Origin of the sequence: Nonomuraea terrae (assembly GCF_004348995.1) — a bacterium.
In the GTDB taxonomy this organism is placed as follows: domain Bacteria; phylum Actinomycetota; class Actinomycetes; order Streptosporangiales; family Streptosporangiaceae; genus Nonomuraea; species Nonomuraea terrae.
Genome location: NZ_SMKQ01000106.1, coordinates 1 through 16679, shown reverse-complemented (window position 1 = coordinate 16679; position 16679 = coordinate 1). Strand labels below are relative to the sequence as shown.

Annotated in this window: 17 protein-coding genes; 6 read left to right on the top strand and 11 right to left on the bottom strand. The window is 70.4% G+C overall.

Features of this window, described 5'->3' with window-relative positions; translation table 11 throughout:
- Positions 1-11: 11 nt before the first annotated feature.
- From E1286_RS27980 to E1286_RS27960, 5 genes are all read right to left on the bottom strand, one after another.
- Complete coding sequence (locus E1286_RS27980; protein ID WP_132617110.1) at positions 12-629, bottom strand: hypothetical protein; 618 nt, start codon at positions 627-629, stop codon at positions 12-14.
- Entirely contained in the window at positions 626-1699 is a 1074-nt protein-coding gene (locus E1286_RS27975; protein WP_246075234.1) for a hypothetical protein, read from the bottom strand. The genes E1286_RS27980 and E1286_RS27975 overlap by 4 nt, the downstream gene beginning before the upstream one ends.
- A gap of 132 nt (positions 1700-1831) precedes the next feature.
- A complete protein-coding gene (locus E1286_RS27970) occupies positions 1832-2605 on the bottom strand; it encodes a sporulation protein (protein WP_132617108.1) in 774 nt (257 codons plus the stop codon).
- Between the two features lie 9 nt (positions 2606-2614).
- The gene (locus E1286_RS27965) at positions 2615-3856 is read right to left on the bottom strand and encodes an SPFH domain-containing protein (RefSeq protein ID WP_132617106.1); all 1242 of its coding nucleotides are present in this window, start codon (positions 3854-3856) and stop codon (positions 2615-2617) included.
- On the bottom strand, positions 3856-5469 hold the full coding sequence (locus tag E1286_RS27960) for an SPFH domain-containing protein (protein WP_132617104.1): 1614 nt from the start codon (positions 5467-5469) through the stop codon (positions 3856-3858). Before E1286_RS27960 ends, E1286_RS27965 begins: the two co-directional genes overlap by 1 nt.
- Before the next feature lie 141 nt (positions 5470-5610).
- On the opposite strand from E1286_RS27960, the gene E1286_RS27955 reads away from it, so the two are divergent.
- The 4 genes from E1286_RS27955 (at position 5611) to E1286_RS27940 (ending at position 8945) form a co-directional block, all read left to right on the top strand.
- Positions 5611-5835 carry a hypothetical protein gene (locus tag E1286_RS27955; RefSeq protein ID WP_132617102.1) on the top strand — a complete coding sequence of 75 codons (225 nt, stop codon included), beginning with the start codon at positions 5611-5613 and terminating at the stop codon, positions 5833-5835.
- A 14-nt stretch (positions 5836-5849) separates the two neighbouring features.
- The gene (locus tag E1286_RS27950; RefSeq protein ID WP_132617100.1) at positions 5850-6083 is read left to right on the top strand and encodes a helix-turn-helix transcriptional regulator; all 234 of its coding nucleotides are present in this window, start codon (positions 5850-5852) and stop codon (positions 6081-6083) included.
- Positions 6084-6117: 34 nt separating this feature from the next.
- Positions 6118-8226 (top strand): excinuclease ABC subunit UvrB, encoded by a 2109-nt coding sequence (uvrB, locus tag E1286_RS27945; protein ID WP_132617098.1) that lies wholly within the window; start codon positions 6118-6120, stop codon positions 8224-8226.
- A 68-nt stretch (positions 8227-8294) separates the two neighbouring features.
- Positions 8295-8945 (top strand): PepSY domain-containing protein, encoded by a 651-nt coding sequence (locus tag E1286_RS27940; protein WP_132617096.1) that lies wholly within the window; start codon positions 8295-8297, stop codon positions 8943-8945.
- A 135-nt stretch (positions 8946-9080) separates the two neighbouring features.
- Here the strand turns inward: E1286_RS27940 and E1286_RS27935 are convergent, their stop codons facing one another.
- Positions 9081-9956 carry a serine protein kinase RIO gene (locus E1286_RS27935; RefSeq protein WP_132617094.1) on the bottom strand — a complete coding sequence of 292 codons (876 nt, stop codon included), beginning with the start codon at positions 9954-9956 and terminating at the stop codon, positions 9081-9083.
- Between the two features lie 374 nt (positions 9957-10330).
- Between E1286_RS27935 and E1286_RS27930 the strand changes: the two genes are divergently transcribed.
- A complete protein-coding gene (locus E1286_RS27930) occupies positions 10331-10891 on the top strand; it encodes a hypothetical protein (RefSeq protein WP_246075232.1) in 561 nt (186 codons plus the stop codon).
- 4 nt (positions 10892-10895) lie between these two features.
- Here the strand turns inward: E1286_RS27930 and E1286_RS27925 are convergent, their stop codons facing one another.
- From E1286_RS27925 to E1286_RS27910, 4 genes are all read right to left on the bottom strand, one after another.
- Positions 10896-11465 (bottom strand): Uma2 family endonuclease, encoded by a 570-nt coding sequence (locus tag E1286_RS27925; RefSeq protein WP_132617092.1) that lies wholly within the window; start codon positions 11463-11465, stop codon positions 10896-10898.
- 7 nt (positions 11466-11472) lie between these two features.
- On the bottom strand, positions 11473-12081 hold the full coding sequence (locus tag E1286_RS27920) for a hypothetical protein (protein ID WP_132617090.1): 609 nt from the start codon (positions 12079-12081) through the stop codon (positions 11473-11475).
- A gap of 281 nt (positions 12082-12362) precedes the next feature.
- On the bottom strand, positions 12363-12986 hold the full coding sequence (locus E1286_RS27915) for a DUF4126 domain-containing protein (protein WP_132617088.1): 624 nt from the start codon (positions 12984-12986) through the stop codon (positions 12363-12365).
- Positions 12987-13004: 18 nt separating this feature from the next.
- Positions 13005-13910 (bottom strand): choline kinase family protein, encoded by a 906-nt coding sequence (locus E1286_RS27910; protein ID WP_132617086.1) that lies wholly within the window; start codon positions 13908-13910, stop codon positions 13005-13007.
- 68 nt (positions 13911-13978) lie between these two features.
- Between E1286_RS27910 and E1286_RS27905 the strand changes: the two genes are divergently transcribed.
- Positions 13979-16342, top strand: coding sequence for a GcvT family protein (locus E1286_RS27905; RefSeq protein ID WP_132617084.1), 2364 nt, complete (start codon positions 13979-13981; stop codon positions 16340-16342).
- On the opposite strand, the gene E1286_RS27900 is transcribed toward E1286_RS27905, so the two are convergent.
- Positions 16320-16679: GntR family transcriptional regulator (locus tag E1286_RS27900; RefSeq protein WP_132617082.1), on the bottom strand; the 360-nt coding region annotated here is incomplete at its 5' end. The genes E1286_RS27905 and E1286_RS27900 overlap by 23 nt on opposite strands.

Here is a 16679-nt window from a genome sequence, read left to right as displayed (position 1 = left end):
CGGGATGCCTCTCAGGTCAGGTGCGCGGTGATCAGTCGTACGGCCAGAGCCGTCTCCTCGGCGTCCAGCGGCTGCCTGGACACGTGGTGGGGACCGCCGCCCAGCGGTCCCAGCGACAGGTCGCGGCTGCCCGGCCGGCCGCGCCCGAGCGCGATCGTGGCCGCCTCACCGCCCTCGGGCACCACGCTGCTGTGGAACCGGTCGGCGGGCAACGTGTAGGTGTCGCCGCGGCCGAACACCTCGACCAGGTCGGTGGCGTGCCGGACGGTGCGGGCGGTCGGCGAGATGCGGTCGCCGTCGGCGCCGCTGACCACCTCGAACACCCGGTGCGTGGCGTCGGCGCCCGCGTCGGTGACGGCCACGTGCACGTTGCGCATCTGGCCGTACAGGACGTGGCTGACCAGATCCCAGCTGTGGCAGTGGATCTGCGAGGTGGTGCTCTCGGCGTGCGCGAGCGAATCGGACCACAGATGGAGACATACCCCCTCGCCGCCGTCGCGCTCCAGCGGCAGGCAGACGAATCCGAGCGGGTGGCGGACGGCGGTCAGGCCGGGCCGCGCCAGGGCCTCCAGCGCCCACGACCGGGCCTCGCCCCCGCGTAAGCGCTCATGGACGGCGCTGTAACTCATGAGCCGTCCTGCCGGTGGACCGCCGGAGGCGGCTCACGGTAGGGATCGACGGCCCGCAGCGCCTTGCGGGCGATGTCGACGACGTCGTGGCCGTTGTAGGACTTGGGCAGGGGCATCGCGATGCGTTCGAACAGCTCCTGCACCTCCTCGATGGTGGGCTCGTCGCTCAGCGGCACCTTCTTGTACATCTCCAGCGGCACCCGTCGCGCCTGCTCGAAGCTGAGCCGCAGCTCGGTGTCGCAGTTCTCGTAGTAGAACGTGCCGGCCAGCGCGGTCATCGCCATGTTGGGGTCTTCGACGGTCATGATCAGGCGGGCGCTCGACAGGTCCCAGCGGAACGTCGTCATCGTCGAGGACAGCCCGACCGCGATGTCGAGCAGGCCGTAGCGCTGGCGGTGCCAGAAGGCGGCCAGGATCGTCGCGTACGACTCCTTCCTGGCGCGGTCGGCGGTCCACCTCTCGCCGGTGCCGTCGGGCACGTCGGACAGCGAGCGGCGGTAGTGGGCGTAGGTCTCGCAGACCTCGTGGTCGGACGGGTCGATGACCTCGATCCTGACCATGAGGTGGCGTTTGTCGCGGCGGGCGGCCGCCACGCACGACGGCAGCGTCACCGCGCGCAGGTAGGTGCCCGTGCCGCCCTTGAAGCTCCATCTCGTGGTGTCCCTGCGGGCCTCGGCGTGGCACTGGGCGATCTCGTGCTTGCTGCCGAGCACCCTGACGAGCTGCAGGGAGTCGAGCGCCTTGCGGGTGCTGTGGGCGAGCGTCTCGATCTCCTCCAGACGCTGCAGGCGAACGGGGAGCTCGGCCAGGGCGCCGGAGGTGATGGTCTTCTCGACAGGGGCCTGGCGGGCGCGGTCGCGCAGCAGCGCGGTGGCGACCAGGGCCAGGATGACCAGGGTCGCGGCGGTCACGAGCTGGCGCTGGATGTCCTCGCCCTCGGAGCCGAAGATCTCGTCGGGCATGATGCCGAGCACGCCGACCACGATCGCCAGGCAGAGCGCGATGGCGACGTCCGCGTTGCGCGCCGCCCACGGGGCCGCTCGCATCAACGCCGCCTTGAACCGTGTCATCGCCCGCCCCGCCGTCAGAGGATCAGCCAGCCCCCGCAATCATGGTAACGACCGCGCCATGCGACGGCCAGCACACGGAAAGCAGCGATCGGGCCGCCGCCTCCCGGGAGGCGGCGGCCCGACGGCGAGGGATCAGAACCAGCCGCGGTGGCGGGCCATCTGTTCGAGGCCGCGCTGCAGGGCGGCGTCCGCCGAGTTCGGCGGGTCGTCGTAGCGGACGGTGAAGCGGTTGTACGCGTCGTGGCTGGAGGTCAGGAAGCCGCCGCGCTTGTCGGCCTCCAGGATGACCTCCATCTGCCGCGGCCCGGCGATGAACGTCAGCTCCAGCTCGTTGAAGTACCGCCGCCACTGGCCGCCGGTGTAGTACTCGATCTCCTGGAAGAACGGCATCGTCGAGCCGTACAGGGTGCCGCGTTCCAGGTCGGCCTTCTTGAACCGGAAGCCGAGCCGGTCCAGCGCGGCGATCACGTTGTCCTGGGCCGGCAGCGGGCTGACGAACAGCGGGTCGAGGTCGCCCTTGTCGAGCGCGCCCGCCAGCGCCAGCTCCGTGCGGACGCCCAGCTTCATGCCGTGCAGCGGGTGACCGCCGATCGCGCTGATCGGCGTCTCCCACGGGACCTGGACCTCGAACGGGTGCTGGTGGGAGGCGCCCGCCGCCAGCTGGAACGACCCGGCGACCTGCTGGCGCAGGAAGCTGTAGGTCGTCTTGAACTCGTTGTCGCCCGACTCCACCTCGACCACGGCGGTGAGGTCGATGTGGATGCCCTCGACCTTGTACTCGGAGTTGCCGCCGCGGAAATGGACGACGCCGCGCAGCGGCTCACCGGGGCGCACCCCGGTGTTGGTCAACACCGTGTCAACCTCGACGCCCGCGCCGAACGCGGCCATCAACTTGCGGAACACCATGGGGTTCTCCTATGCGGAAGGTGAGTGCCCGTTCACGGGAGCGGTTCCCGTGCCCGAGATGCGGGGGAGCAGCTGAGCGAGCAGGAGCGTGGACAGCGCGGAGTCGGACTGACCCTGCTGGGTGCGTACGATCAGCGGCTGGGGGGCGTTCTCCGTCAGCTTGGCGCCCACGTCGAGGCGCCTACGGGCCAGCTCGTACTGCAGCACGGCCCGGTTGTCCCGGTACGACTCGGCCAGCCGGCGCAGCGCCTTGGCCTCGTTCTCGGCGGAGGTCAGGTCCGCCCGGCCGCGCGCCTCGATCTCCCACGTCACCCGCTGCGCCTCGGTCTCCTGCTCCTCCAGCATGCGCGCGACGTTCTTGCGCGCGGTGTTGTGGGCGGCCTTGACCTCGACCACGCGGGCGTCGCGGGTCTTCTTGGAGCGCTCGATCTCCATCAGCAGGGTGTCGATGCGGCGCTTGCGCGTCAGCTCCCACTCGCGCTCGTACGCCGACAGCTCCTTGGCCACCTTCTCGCGGGTGGCCAGGTGCTGCTGGTACTGGTCGGGAAGCTGGACGTCGGGGATGTTGGCGCCGGTGACGCGCACGCCGTAGCGGCCGAGCTGGCGGTTGAGGGCTTCCTGCATGTCGCCGACGTCGGAGCCGCGCAGGTCGTACGCGCGCTCGGTGTTGACCCTGCGGCTGCGCTGCCTGATGGCGTCCTGCACGGCGCTGGCCAGGACCAGGTCGAAGTTGCCCGCGCCGATCGTGCGGACGAACGCGACAGGGTCGACGATGCGGAACTTCAGGAAGAACTCGATCGACTTCAGCGGCACGTTCTCCGCGGTCGGGCAGGCCACGATCGGCGCCGAGTACGGGATCTCGGTGGAGGTGTCGACGACCGCGTCCACCCGGTCCCACGGCAGCCACAGGTAGTGGCGGCCCGGCGGGAGGGTGCCGGTGATGGCGCCCCAGCGGCTGCGTACGCCGGTGGTGCCCTCCTCGATCTCGATGATCGCCCGGCGCCACATCGTGACCAGCGCCACGACCAGGAAGAACAGCGCGGCCAGCGCCGCGATGAGGGTGAGTTCGGTCAGGACGGCCATGCCGGCGAAGTACACCGCCAGGAACACCAGCGCCATCCACGCGAAGCCGCGCCGGTCCTTCGGGATGACGACGGGCACGAGCTGGCCCTGCTCGCCGCCGCGCAGCAGCTGGCGGATCTCGCCCCAGGAGGCGACCGACTCCTTGATCTTGGAAAACTCGCGGCTCATCAGATCTCACTCCCGGGCTGTCCGTGGTGCGCGTCGCCCGGCAGCAGGCGCTCGACGGTGCGTTCGAGCTCCTGGTCGGGGGCGGGGGTGACCGGTGGCTCCGTCACGTCGGCGGCGACCTTGCGCTGCAGGGCGGCGATCTCGGCCTCGCGGCCGCGCACGCGCTCGGCGATCTCGTCCAGCCGGCCGCGGATGGCCGCCATGTCGTCGGCGGAGAACAGGGCGGCGCCCTTGCCGCCCACGAGCTGCTGGGCCAGCGCCAGGAAGTCGATGTCGGTCTGCTCGCCGATCTGCACCACCTGCGGCAGCCTGGTGGCGACCGACTCCAGCTTGGCCAGCAGGTCCTGCTGGAAGCGGTAGTCGAGGATCTCGGGAGCCTCGGCCGCCGACAGTGCCCTGATGTCGAGTGCCTGCGCCTCCAGCAGGGCGGCGTTGGCGTTCGCCGTGGACTCGGCCTCGACCAGACGCTGGCGGGCCTGCGCGGTGGCCTGGTTGGTGGCGCGTTCGAGCGCGGTGTCCATGCGGGCCTGGTAGCCGGCGATCTCGGCCTGGATGGCGCTCAGCGTCTCCTGCAGCCCGGCCAGCTCCTTGACCAGGTCGCCCTCGTTCTGCTCCTTGCGCAGCTGCAGCTCGTACTCGTAGGTGTAGGCCTCCTTGGCGACCCGGACCATCTCGGGGGCGGCCAGGTCCATCCGGTACTCCTGGCTGGACGGCTCGGCGTGGGTGATGTTGACGTCGGTGAGCCGTACGGCGGGCAGGAACTGCTGGTTGAGGCTTTCCAGCATGCCGAGCGTGCTTTCGCCGACGAGGTCGTAGATCTCCTCGGCGCGCTGGGCGTAGATGAGGGAGCGGGTGACCTCGCTGATGGCGTTCTGCAGCTTGGACTGGAAGCCGCTGACCGAGCCGAGCACGAAGATGAACTCCGCCGGGTTCTCGATCCTGAACTGCAGGAACAGGTCGACGCTGGCCTTGACGCCCTGCTGGGTCGGGGCCTCGCGGATCGGCGCGTTGAACGGGTACTCGCGCGTGGTGTTGACGATGTAGCTGACCCGCTTCCACGGGTTGAACAGCGTCACCCGGCCGGGGTCGGCGATGTGCACCAGCTTGCCGAACTGCGTGATCAGCGCCTTGCAGCCCTCGGGCACCATCACCACGCTGCGGCGCCACCACAGGAACGCCGCCGCCAGCACCAGCACCAGCCAGTAGTGCGGGCCGAACAGCAGCTCCGAGCCCGGCACGATGTTGCCGAGCGCGCCGACGAGGCCGAGCGCCACGAGGATGCCCAGGGGCACGATCACCTTCGCGGTCCCGCTCTTGGGGATCACCACCGGCGAGATGACGTGCATGCCGTTCTCGGCGAAGCTGCGGTTGATGATCTCGCCGGCCTCGCTCAGCGACGCCGTCCTGGCCTCGATGAGCGTGCCGACCGAGGCGCCGCCGTCGCGGGCCGCGCCGAAGTCGTTCGGATTCAGCTTGAAGCCGGCCACCTGGCCCGCCTGATCGACCGCCTGCCAGACGGCCTGTCCCACCGCCTGCCGGAGATCACCTCCTTGCGCGACCGCCTGCGCTACGCCCTGACCTGCTCGGATCAGCGCCTCTCTGGGTCGTGACATTGAACCTTCCTCATTCCGCTACGGCGAATCCGACCGTATCGGGTGAGACTTACTATTCGCTTGCAAAGCAGAGTCACATCTCTATTGCGACCTGTAGTAGATGTGCTATTGATCTAGCACATCTACTATCAGGAAGAGGAGATGGGAGCGGTCAGAGAATTGACGGGGCCCGCCTCGGCGCCGCTGCCGGACGCGGCCGCCGCCGCGGAGATCGGCGGATCGTGGCGGCCGGTGGAGACCACGCTCGTGCTCGCCGCCTGGGTGGTCGCCGGACCGGCGCCGCCCATCCCGCGCCGGATGGCCAGGCGCGAGTCCGGCTCGCTGGTGCAGCAGCGACGTGGGCGAGCCATGCAGCGGGCCGGCTGAGAAGATACGCGGTGATGAGTGAGACCGTCTACAACCGCATCGCGCTGCTGCGCGCGGAGCGCAACGTGACCCGCAGGCAGCTGGCCGACGCCCTCGGCGTGCACTACCAGACCGTCGGATACCTCGAACGGGGCGAATACAGCCCCAGCCTCTACCTGGCGCTGCGGATCGCCGAGTATTTCGAGGTTCCCGTGGAGGTCGTCTTCTCCACGGCCCCGTTCCCCCGGATCGGGGAGCGGTCCGCCTGACTTTTATGTCGGTGGCGCCGCCTACAGTGGCAGCATGCGACCGGTCACAGATCTGCAGCGGAAGGTGGCGCCGTTCGAGGTCGTCACCGAGATGACTCCCTCAGGCGACCAGCCGACGGCCATCGCCGAGCTGGAGCGCCGCGTCAAGGCCGGAGAGAAGGACAACGTCCTGCTCGGCGCCACCGGCACGGGCAAGACGGCCACGATCGCCTGGCTGATCGAGCGGCTGCAGCGGCCCACGCTGGTCATGCAGCCCAACAAGACGCTCGCCGCGCAGTTCGCCAACGAGCTGCGCGAGATGCTGCCCAACAACGCGGTCGAATATTTCGTCTCTTATTACGACTACTACCAGCCTGAGGCGTACGTCCCGCAGAGCGACACCTACATCGAGAAGGACTCCTCGATCAACGACGAGGTCGAGCGGCTGCGCCACTCGGCCACCAACTCGCTGCTCACCCGCCGCGACACGATCGTGGTCGCCTCGGTGTCGTGCATCTACGGCCTGGGCACGCCGCAGGAATACGTCGACCGCATGACCAGGCTGCGCGTCGGGATGGACATCGACCGCGACCAGCTCCTGCGGCGCCTGGTCGACATGCAGTACACCCGCAACGACCTGGCCTTCACGCGCGGCACGTTCCGGGTGCGCGGCGACACCATCGAGATCATCCCGAAGTACGAAGAGCTGGCCGTCCGCATCGAGATGTTCGGCGACGAGATCGAGAAGCTCTCGACCATGCACCCGCTGACCGGCGAGGTCATCACCGAGGACGAAGAGCTCTACATCTTCCCCGCCTCCCACTACGTCGCGGGCGAGGAGCGCATGACCGCCGCCGTCGCGGGCATCGAGGCCGAGCTCGCCGACCGGCTGGCGGAGCTGGAGCGGCAGGGCAAGCTGCTGGAGGCCCAGCGGCTGCGGATGCGCACGACGTACGACATCGAGATGATGCGGCAGATCGGCACCTGCTCCGGTATCGAGAACTACTCGCGCCACATGGACGGCCGCGAGCCCGGCAGCGCGCCCAACACGCTGCTCGACTACTTCCCCGAAGACTTCCTGCTGGTGCTCGACGAGTCCCACCAGACCGTCCCGCAGATCGGCGCCATGTACGAAGGCGACGCCTCGCGCAAGCGCACGCTGGTCGAGCACGGCTTCCGGCTGCCGTCGGCGCTCGACAACCGGCCGCTGAAGTGGGAGGAGTTCCTCGACCGGATCGGGCAGACGGTCTACCTGTCGGCCACGCCGGGGCCGTACGAGCTGGGGCGGGTCAAGGGCGACGTGGTCGAGCAGGTCATCCGCCCGACCGGCCTGGTCGACCCGGAGGTCGTCGTCAAGCCCACCAAGGGGCAGATCGACGACCTGGTCCACGAGATCCGCGAACGGGCCGAGCGGGACGAGCGCGTCCTGGTCACGACGCTGACCAAGAAGATGTCGGAAGACCTCACCGACTACCTCCTGGAGCTCGGCATCCGGGTCCGCTACCTGCACAGCGAGGTCGACACGCTGCGCCGCATCGAGCTGCTGCGGGAGCTGCGCACCGGCGAGTTCGACGTGCTCGTCGGCATCAACCTGCTGCGTGAGGGCCTCGACCTGCCCGAGGTGTCGCTGGTGGCCATTCTCGACGCCGACAAGGAGGGCTTCCTGCGCTCGGAGACCTCGCTCATCCAGACGATCGGCCGCGCGGCCCGTAACGTCTCGGGCCAGGTCCACATGTACGCCGACAAGATCACGCCGTCGATGGAGCGGGCGATCGACGAGACCAACCGGCGCCGGGCCAAGCAGATCGCCTACAACGAGGCCAACGGCATCGACCCGCAGCCGCTGCGCAAGAAGATCGCCGACATTCTCGACTCTCTGCAGCGCGAGGACGCCGACACCGACCGGTTGCTCGGCGGCGGGCGGCAGCAGTCGCGGGGCAAGGCGCCGGTGCCCGGCTTCGGGGCCAAGCAGGCCGGCCAGCACGCCAAGGCCATCGCCGGCGAGATGCCGCGGGCGCAGATGGAGTCGCTCATCGAGTCGCTGACCGCGCAGATGCACCAGGCGGCCGCCGACCTGCAGTTCGAGGTGGCGGCGCGGCTGCGCGACGAGATCAAGGAGCTCAAGCGCGAGCTGCGCGACATGAAGGAGGCCGGGGTCGAATAGCGGTCAAATAACGGCACACGACTGCTGACCTGGGACACCCTTTACCGCCGGGCGGGCAGCCAGCCTTTATGAACAAGACGATCATCGGGTCCCTGGTCGGTGCGGCGGTGCTGACCGGAGGCTGTGCCACCGTGCAGGGAGAGGCCGACAGGGCCGCGGAAAGAGCGGGCGACCATGCCGCCGGGAGTGCCGCCGTCCGGTACACACCGACGGTGGGCACGCCCACGGCCTTCCCGCCCGGCACGCCCGGCCCCACCGACGCGCCGCCCCCGAGCCCCGGTCGCGTCGGCGCGGCCGACGTCAAGCAGGCCGGCGAGACCGCCCGGCGCGCCGTGCCCGGCTCCACGGTCATGGCCATGGAGACCGAGGAGAACGGCAGGCGCTGGGAGGTCCAGCTCGCCGGCCGGGACGGCGCCGAGCACCAGGTCGACGTGGAGTCCGGCCAGGTCGTCAGCGGGCCCGTCGCCGAGGACGGCGACCCTGAGGACAAGGCCCAGCACCTCAGGCTCCTGCGAGCGGCCAAACTCGACTACGCCCAGGCGGCCGACAAGGTCATGGCCACCGTGCCGGAGGGGCGCATCACCGAGCTGAGCCTCGACTTCGAGCAGAACAAGGCCGTCTGGGAGTCCGACGTCGTCACCCCGGACGGCGCCGTACACGACGTCGCCATAGACGCCGCCACCGGCGCGGTGATCCGTAACAACCGCCCCACCACCTGACCACCCACCCGCCGGTCCACCTCACCGCGGGCGACGGGGATCGGTACATCATCACGGCAACCCGGTAGACCACCGCCGGCCCTGGCGGTGACTGCCGGCCGTCCCGATCACCCTGCCCAGGCAACGCACCCATGGCTACGTGGGCAGGCCGGCCTCGCGTCGGAGCAGGGTGGCCAGGGCGCCGGGGTCGGCGGTGGGCACGCCCTTCGCGGCGAACCAGGTGGCGACGTTGCGGGCGTCGCGGTCGAGGTACGACGGGCCCGCCGGGTGCGCGATCACGTCCACGATCTGCGGCAGGTCGATGATGACCAGCTCGCTGTCGCGCACCAACAGGTTGTACGGCGAGAGGTCCCCGTGGGCGAGGCCCTCACGGGCCAGCGTGACCATGGCCGCGACGAGCTGCTCCCACAGGGCGCCGAGCCCGTCGGTGACCTGGGCCAGCCGGGGCGCGGCGTATCCGTCCGGGGTGCCGACGAACTCCTGCAGGATCTCCGTCCCGACGATCTGCACCGGGTACGGCACCCGAACCCCCAGCTCCCACAGCCGGCACAGCGCCTCGAACTCCGCCACCGCCCACTGCGCGGCGATCGCCTGCCTGCCGAAGGAGGTGCGGTGGGCCATGGCCCGGTTCGTCCGGTCGTCGCGGGTCCGGCGTCCCTCCAGATAGCCGGAGTCGCGGTGGAACAGGCGGTGCTCGTGCGCGCGGTAGCGCTTGGCGGCCAGCAGGCACACCCGGTCCGTGCCGGGCACGCCGCGGGTGATCAGATGGACGTCGGCCTCCTTGCCGGTCTTGAGCACGCCGAGCTCGGTGTCGACGGCGGCCAGCTCGGTGACCAGCCAGCCGGGGTACGGCCGCGGTCCCTTCTCCGTGGGTGTGCTCTGGTCCCAGGTGGACCAGCGGTCGCCTTCCGGCGGGCCGTCGCCGGCCTCGGGGGTGCTCTCCAGCCAGTCGATGTCGTCGGCGTCGAGGGCGTACTTGCCGCGGCGGCGGTGTTGCGAGTGCTTCGGCACGGTGGGATGACTCCAAGCGTGTGGCCCACCGGCGCGCGGATCAGCTCAGCGGGCATCCGGTGGGAAGGTGTGGGACGCGGAAAACGGCACGCGGACAATCGTCGTCACGGTCTCACCCTCCCTTCACAACTTGGAGCTCACAGCTCGGAGCTCTCGGCGTGGAACGCTCGGCTCCGAGCTCACCGGCCGGTGCTCTTGTCTCCCAGCCCGTGATTCGCAGCTTGTGGCTTGCGCCGATCAGCGCAAGCCGATCGGCTCGCCTGAGTATGCCGATCCCCCTCGGGGCGGCGCAACCGATTAACGCCTGCCCGCCGCGGGCCTTTCCGGTGGAAAACGCGATGCGCCGCCCAAGCGGCGTTCTGTACGGTGCGGTCATGCGACGATGCTCGGACTGCGGCTATTTCGAACCCGCCGGCGCACACGGCTGCGCCCGGTGCGCGGCGATGGTGGACGAGATCGTCGAGGGCGGCTGGCGGGAGTTCCTGGAGCACGAGTTCGGCACCAGCGAGCCGCCCGACGAGCGCCTCATCGCCGAGATGGTCGTCGACGAGCCGGACAAGCATCCGTGGCGCGTGGTGGACGCCGCGTACGACCGCCTGAGCTGCGCCGAGTGCGGTGGCAAGCTGAGCAGGGGCCCGGCCGGTTGCGGCCCCTGCGACCTGGCGAACGGGTTCCGCTACACGGCCATCGAGGTCGACCGGCCCGGCGTGCCACCGGGCAACGAGCACTCGCTGCGGGTGAACCTCGCGGTGACGCGCCGCCCGTCCGGGGTCTCGGAGTCCGAGGTGCTGCTACGGCGCCTGTCGCTGCCCCTCCTGCTCGACGGCCACCTCCCCACCCGCGGCACCGCCCACGCCACCAAGGCGATGGCCCGGGCGGGAGCCACCGAGGCGGAACTGGCCGCCTTCGTCTACAGCGAATGGCGCAACGCCTGAGGTCTCATTCCGCGACGTCGCGCAGGTCCAGGTCGATGTCGACGTCGAACCCGATGTTGGTCCGCAGCCGCTTGCGGTGGATCCCGGTCGGGACGTAAGCGCGCACCGACGGTTCCAGCTCGAAGGTGTACGCGACCGGCATGTTGTCTTCCTGCTCGATCCGCCAGAAGTGCTTGATCCCCGCGTTGGAGTATTTGATCGGTTTGGTGGTTCGATCCCGATCCTGCGACTCCTCGGAGACGACCTCCACGACCAGATGCACGTCCTCGGCCGCGAAAGACGTGATCTTGTTGCTGAACGCCGGCCTTCTGACCAGGAGGAGGTCCGGCTCGGGTCGTTCGCGCGCCCCCAACGTCACCGTCATCTCACGAACGGCCATGAAATCTCCCGGCGGCCGAAGCGACCGCTCGAACAGGCGCAGCATGAGCATGTGAAAGCCGGTCTGCGGCGGTCTCACGACGAGCGACCCGTCGATCAGCTCCACGTGCCGGGGCGCGCCGGGAGGCAGGCGGTCGAGCAGCTCGGCGGTCCACCCGCCCGGAGGCGGGGGACAGGGCCACCGCGGTTGCGTCATGGGGGCGTCAGGGGCGGTCGTTGCGCTCTTCCATGGAACGGCGGTAGAGCTCGTCGATCTGCTCCAGCGGGTCGACGGGGGCGCTGCGGCGGGCCTCGATCTCCAGGTCGGTGCGGGAGGTGAGGTCGGCGATGCCGCTCCCGGTGTGCTGCACCTGGTCGCTCAGGAGGTCGGCGCGGATGCGGGCGCACATGGCCGTCAGCTTGGCCTGGTGCTGCCGGAGCCGGTCGAGGGTGGCGTGGTCGACGTACGGCGACAGGCGGCGCTGCTGGGCGTACATGCCGAGCTGCGCGTCGTGGACGTCGGCCTGCGCCTGCAGGTCGGCGAGCAGGCGCGGCAGGTCGCCGAGGCCCCAGCCTTCGCGCTGGGCCTGCTCCACGGCCTGGCGGGTGAGGGACACCTCGCGGCGCAGGTCGAGCCGGAGGCGCTCGACCTCGGCGGCGTCGCCCGTGCCCATCGCGTTGACGTGGGTGGCGAGCCGGGTCGAGGCCTGCTTGGCCTTCACCGCGGCCTTCTTGCCCAGCTTGACCAGCAGATAGATGCCGACGCCCCCCAGCAGCAGGAGGAACGCGAAAATCACCAGCACGACGACGAGGAACTCGCTGATCTTCGCCACCTCCTGTTTGGGGTCCGACGCTTTGAAGGATAGCCCGCCGGAGGGCTCCCCGGCGCGGCCCGCCGAGCAAGCTCCCGCGCGATGAGGTAGGCGCCACGGACGGGCGCTCACGGGGAGCAGACGCCCGCGACGCGACCGGCGAGGGCGCAGGAGGAAGCGCCGTGAGGCCCGGCGGACGAAGCCGCCGGGCCTCCGGTTCCCGCGTGAGCGTGCCAGGGGTTGGGGGCCACGTGACGCTCACTCGGAGCACCCACCGTAGGAGGCGGCGTGGCGGCGGCGGATCAGCCTGCCGGGGGAGGGAGGGTCAGCCCAGCGGATGAATCGCCCCTCTTGCGCGCACGCCGCCGGCGTACCTTGACGATCACCCACCACGAGAGCACGGCCAGCAGCAGCAACGCGACGATCACCAGCACCGGCGCGAAGACCGCGACCAGGCTGATGCCCAGCGAGCCGGCGTCCTCGGCCGTGCTCACGACCGGAGCCCCCACCTCCGCCGTCCCGGCGTTGACCACCGGGCGGGCCGCCGACTTCATCACGTGCACCGCCAGCGCCACTCCGATGCCGAGCAGCCACCCGGCCCACGGGTTCTCGGTCATCCAGGACGACCGCTCGAACTCGGCGGCGGCGTTCGTGGCGGAGAAGACCACGCCGCCCGAGGCCGGGCGTACGACGGTCTGGATCGCGTCGTTGACGCTGTCGACGACCGGGACCTTGTCGAGGACCGTCTCGGCGACCAGCAGCACCGCGATCACCGCGATCACGCCCCAGTTGGACAACCAGGAGTAGGCGTCGGGCAGGCGCACGGCGTCGGTGACGTTCGCGAGCACGCCCACCACGACCAGCGGGATATAGGCGTTCAGACCGGCGGCCGTCGACAGCCCCAGGCCCGTCAAAGCGGCGAGCATGCCCCCAGTTTGCCCGTTTCAGTCGGTACGCGTGGCTTCTTCCATGAGCCGTGCCAGGCCAGGCCCGGTGAACTCGGCCACCGCCCGGTCGTACTTCTCCATGCCCCACGACCAGAAGTCGAAGTCGATGCTGTCGTTGGCGCCGTCCTGGATGGAGGCCCAGAGGGTCCAGCCGTACTTGGACATCAGGCCCTGCAGCCGCGCGCGGGCGATCTTGTTGCGCAGGGGGCGGCCGTAGTAGGCGGTGACGAGCTCCTCCAGGTGGCCGAGCGGCAGGGCGGATTCGCTCCAGATGTTGCCCAGCTCGAAGCAGGGGTCGTTGTTGCCGGCGTACTCGTAGTCGATCAGCCAGAGGTGTTCGCCGTCGTCGACGATGTTGCCCGGCAGCAGGTCGTTGTTGCACGGGACGGTGCCCTCGTCGCGGACGGCCAGGCACTTGCGGATCTCGGCGACCAGGGGCATGAAGTCGAGGTAGCGCGGCGGCAGGCGGTAGCCGTGCTCGCGCACGATCGCCAGATAGCGCCGCTGGATCTCGAACATGTCGAAGTCGCGGACGAACCTCGGCCCGGCGTGCAGCCGCCGGCAGGCCAGCGCCACCCTCGGCAGGTTGGCGGGGTCGTGCAGGTCGGCCTCGGTGAACGTGCGCCCCGGCAGGTAACCGACCACCAGCACCCCGAGGTCGGGCAGGTAGTCGTGGACCGGCGCGCCCACCCCGGCGCGCGCCGCCGCGACGGAGTTGGCGTGCTCGGCGTCGCGGTCGATGCCCAGCAGCGAGCCGTCGCTGGCCCACACGCGCACGACGTAGGAGCCGGACGGCGTGGTGACCTTGTAATTACGGTTGGTCAGACCCCCGGGCAGCTCCTCCACGGAACGCGGGACGCCGGACAGCCGGGGGATGCGATCGAGGACCTCGGGCGCGGCCATGCTCGATGCTACTTCCGGCGCCCTAAACGGTCTAGACCTTTTGCCGGTACGCCGGTTAGTGTCCGAGAATGAGCGACTCGGCCCGCATCGTGATCATCGGTGGCGGGGTGGGCGGCGCGTCCGTCGCCTACCACCTCACCCAACTCGGCGAACGCGACGTCGTCCTGCTGGAGCGCGACGAGCTCACCAGCGGCTCCACCTTCCACTCCGCCGGCCTCGTCGGCCAGCTGCGCGCCGACCCCACGCTGACCCGGATGAACCAGTACTCCGTCGAGCTCTACCGCACCCTCGACGCCGGCTGGACGGAGTGCGGCGGCATCAAGCTGGCCTCCACGCCGGAGCGGATGGAGGAGATCCGCCGCCAGATCGGCTGGGCGCGCACGTTCGGGCTGCCGCTGGAGGAGATCTCGGTGGCCGAGGCCGTCGAGCTGTTCCCGCTGATGGACCCGGAGGGGGTGGTGGGGGCGGCGTACCTGCCGACCGACGGCCAGATCGATCCGTCCCAGCTCTGTTACGCCCTCGCCGCGCGCGCCCGTGAGGGCGGGGCGGTGATCAGGACCCGCACCCGCGTGCTCGGCGTCAAGACCGTCGACGGCCGGGTCACCGGCGTCCGCACCGACCAGGGCGACATCGACTGCGAGATCGTGGTCAACTGCGGCGGCATGTTCGCGGCCGAGATCGGTCGCATGGCCGGGGTGCGTGTCCCGATCGTCCCCATGTCTCATCAGTACGTCGTCACCGACGCCTTCCACGACCACCCCGACCTGCCCACGCTGCGCGACCCCGACCTGCTCGTCTACTACCGGCAGGAGGTCAGGGGCCTGGTCATGGGCGGGTACGAGCGCACGTGCGCCCCCTGGACGGCCGGGGAGAGCTCCTTCGACGCGGTGCCGGCCGACTTCAACGGCCGCCTCCTGCCGGAAGATTGGCCGAGATTCGAGGAAATTTCGACAAATTCCCGCATCCGCGTCCCCGCGATGGCCGACGTCGGCATCCGCAAGATGATCAACGGACCCGAGGCGTTCACCCCGGACAACGAGTTCATCCTGGGCGAGACCGAGGTGGCGGGGTTCTTCGTCGCCGCCGGGTTCTGCGCCCACGGCATCGCGGGTGCGGGCGGCATCGGCAAGGTCATGGCCGAGTGGATCGTCGAGGGCGAGCCGGGCATGGACCTCTCCCACATGGACATCCGCCGCTTCGGCCGCCAGTACCGCTCCCCGTCGTACACCGTCAAGCGGGCGGTCGAGAACTACGAGACGTACTACGACATCCGCTACCCCGGCCACGAGCGGTCGGCGGGCAGGCCGCTGCGGGTCTCGCCCGCCTACTCCTGGCACCAGGCCCACGGGGCCGTCTTCGGCGAGAAGTCGGGCTGGGAACGGGTCAACCACTACGCCGCCCACGAGGAAGGAGAGGACGAGCGCCCGAGGGGCTGGGCGGGCCGGTCGTGGTCGCCCGCGATCGGCGCCGAGCACCGCGCCACCCGTACGGCCGCCGGGCTGTTCGACGAGAGCTCCTTCGCCAAGATCGAGGTCACCGGCCCCGACGCCGCCGCGCTGCTGGAGTGGGTGTGCGACAACCGGGTCGCCCGCGACGTCGGCGCCGTCACCTACACGCAGGCGCTCAACAGCCGCGGCGGCATCGAGTGCGACTTCACCGTCACCCGCCGCGCCGAGGACGAGTTCCTCGTCGTCACCGGCACCGCGTTCGGCACCCACGACCTCGGCTGGCTGCGCAAGCAGGCCGCGCGCACCGGCTCCACGGCCAGGATCGCCGACGTGACCGGCCAGTACGCCTGCTTCGCCCTGTGGGGCCCGCGCGCCCGCGACGTCCTGTCCGGGCTGACGCCCGACCCGCTCGACTTCCCGTTCATGTCGGCGCGCGAGCTGACCGTGGGCGACGTGCCGGTGCTGGCGCTGCGCGTGACGTTCGTGGGGGAGCACGGCTGGGAGTTGTACTGCTCCAGTGAGTACGGCCTCGCGCTCTGGCGGACGCTGTGGGCCGCGGGGGAGCCGCACGGGCTGGTGGCCGGCGGCTACAAGGCCATCGAGAGCCTGCGCCTGGAGAAGGGCTACCGGGTGTGGGGCGCCGACATCGGCCCGGAGACGACCCCGTACGAGGCGGGCCTCGGCTTCTGCGTCAAGCCGGACAAGGACTTCATCGGCCGCGACGCGCTCGACCCCGAGCCGGAGCGCCGCCTGCGCTGCCTCACGCTGGCCGACCCCCGGGCGGTGGCGCTCGGCAACGAGCCCGTACGCGTGGACGGTCGCGTGGTCTCCCGGGTCACCTCCGGCGGCTACGGCTACACCGCCCGCGCCTCCATCGCCTACGCCTACCTCGCCGCCGAGGTCGCCCCGGGCGCGGAGGTCGAGATCGAGGTCGAGGGCGCCTGGGTGCCGGGCACGGTGGTCAAGGGCCCGGTCGTTCCGTGACGCCGCTGCGCACCGAGATGCGCACCCGGTCGGGGCGGAACAGGTCGAGGGCGTACTCCACCGGCGTCCCGTCGCCCGCGTAGGCGGTGCGCTCGATCAGCATGAGCGGCGCGCCGGGTTCGATGCCGAGCTCGGCCGCCTCGCCGGGCCGGGCGATCACCGGTTCCAGGCGCTCGACCGCCGTACGCGGCCCCAGGTCGTAGCGCTCGGCCAGCAGGGCGTACAGGGAGCCGGTGAGGTCGCCGCCGAGCAGGCCGGGCAACTCGGGGAAGTACGACCGTTCCAGCGCGACCGGCGAGCGTCCGGCCGACCGCACCCGCGCCACCTCGTGCACCGG

What these genes read in the sequence shown, in the direction of transcription:
- E1286_RS27950 (WP_132617100.1), top strand. Translation starts at nt 5,850, where the DNA reads ATGAGTGAGACCGTCTACAACCGCATCGCGCTGCTGCGCGCGGAGCGC.
- E1286_RS27930 (WP_246075232.1), top strand. Translation starts at nt 10,331, where the DNA reads ATGCGACGATGCTCGGACTGCGGCTATTTCGAACCCGCCGGCGCACAC.
- E1286_RS27955 (WP_132617102.1), top strand. Translation starts at nt 5,611, where the DNA reads ATGGGAGCGGTCAGAGAATTGACGGGGCCCGCCTCGGCGCCGCTGCCG.
- E1286_RS27980 (WP_132617110.1), bottom strand. Translation starts at nt 629, where the DNA reads ATGAGTTACAGCGCCGTCCATGAGCGCTTACGCGGGGGCGAGGCCCGG.
- E1286_RS27965 (WP_132617106.1), bottom strand. Translation starts at nt 3,856, where the DNA reads ATGAGCCGCGAGTTTTCCAAGATCAAGGAGTCGGTCGCCTCCTGGGGC.
- E1286_RS27910 (WP_132617086.1), bottom strand. Translation starts at nt 13,910, where the DNA reads ATGGCCGCGCCCGAGGTCCTCGATCGCATCCCCCGGCTGTCCGGCGTC.
- E1286_RS27940 (WP_132617096.1), top strand. Translation starts at nt 8,295, where the DNA reads ATGAACAAGACGATCATCGGGTCCCTGGTCGGTGCGGCGGTGCTGACC.
- E1286_RS27925 (WP_132617092.1), bottom strand. Translation starts at nt 11,465, where the DNA reads ATGACGCAACCGCGGTGGCCCTGTCCCCCGCCTCCGGGCGGGTGGACC.
- E1286_RS27970 (WP_132617108.1), bottom strand. Translation starts at nt 2,605, where the DNA reads ATGGTGTTCCGCAAGTTGATGGCCGCGTTCGGCGCGGGCGTCGAGGTT.
- uvrB (WP_132617098.1), top strand. Translation starts at nt 6,118, where the DNA reads ATGCGACCGGTCACAGATCTGCAGCGGAAGGTGGCGCCGTTCGAGGTC.
- E1286_RS27905 (WP_132617084.1), top strand. Translation starts at nt 13,979, where the DNA reads ATGAGCGACTCGGCCCGCATCGTGATCATCGGTGGCGGGGTGGGCGGC.
- E1286_RS27975 (WP_246075234.1), bottom strand. Translation starts at nt 1,699, where the DNA reads ATGACACGGTTCAAGGCGGCGTTGATGCGAGCGGCCCCGTGGGCGGCG.
- E1286_RS27915 (WP_132617088.1), bottom strand. Translation starts at nt 12,986, where the DNA reads ATGCTCGCCGCTTTGACGGGCCTGGGGCTGTCGACGGCCGCCGGTCTG.
- E1286_RS27960 (WP_132617104.1), bottom strand. Translation starts at nt 5,469, where the DNA reads ATGTCACGACCCAGAGAGGCGCTGATCCGAGCAGGTCAGGGCGTAGCG.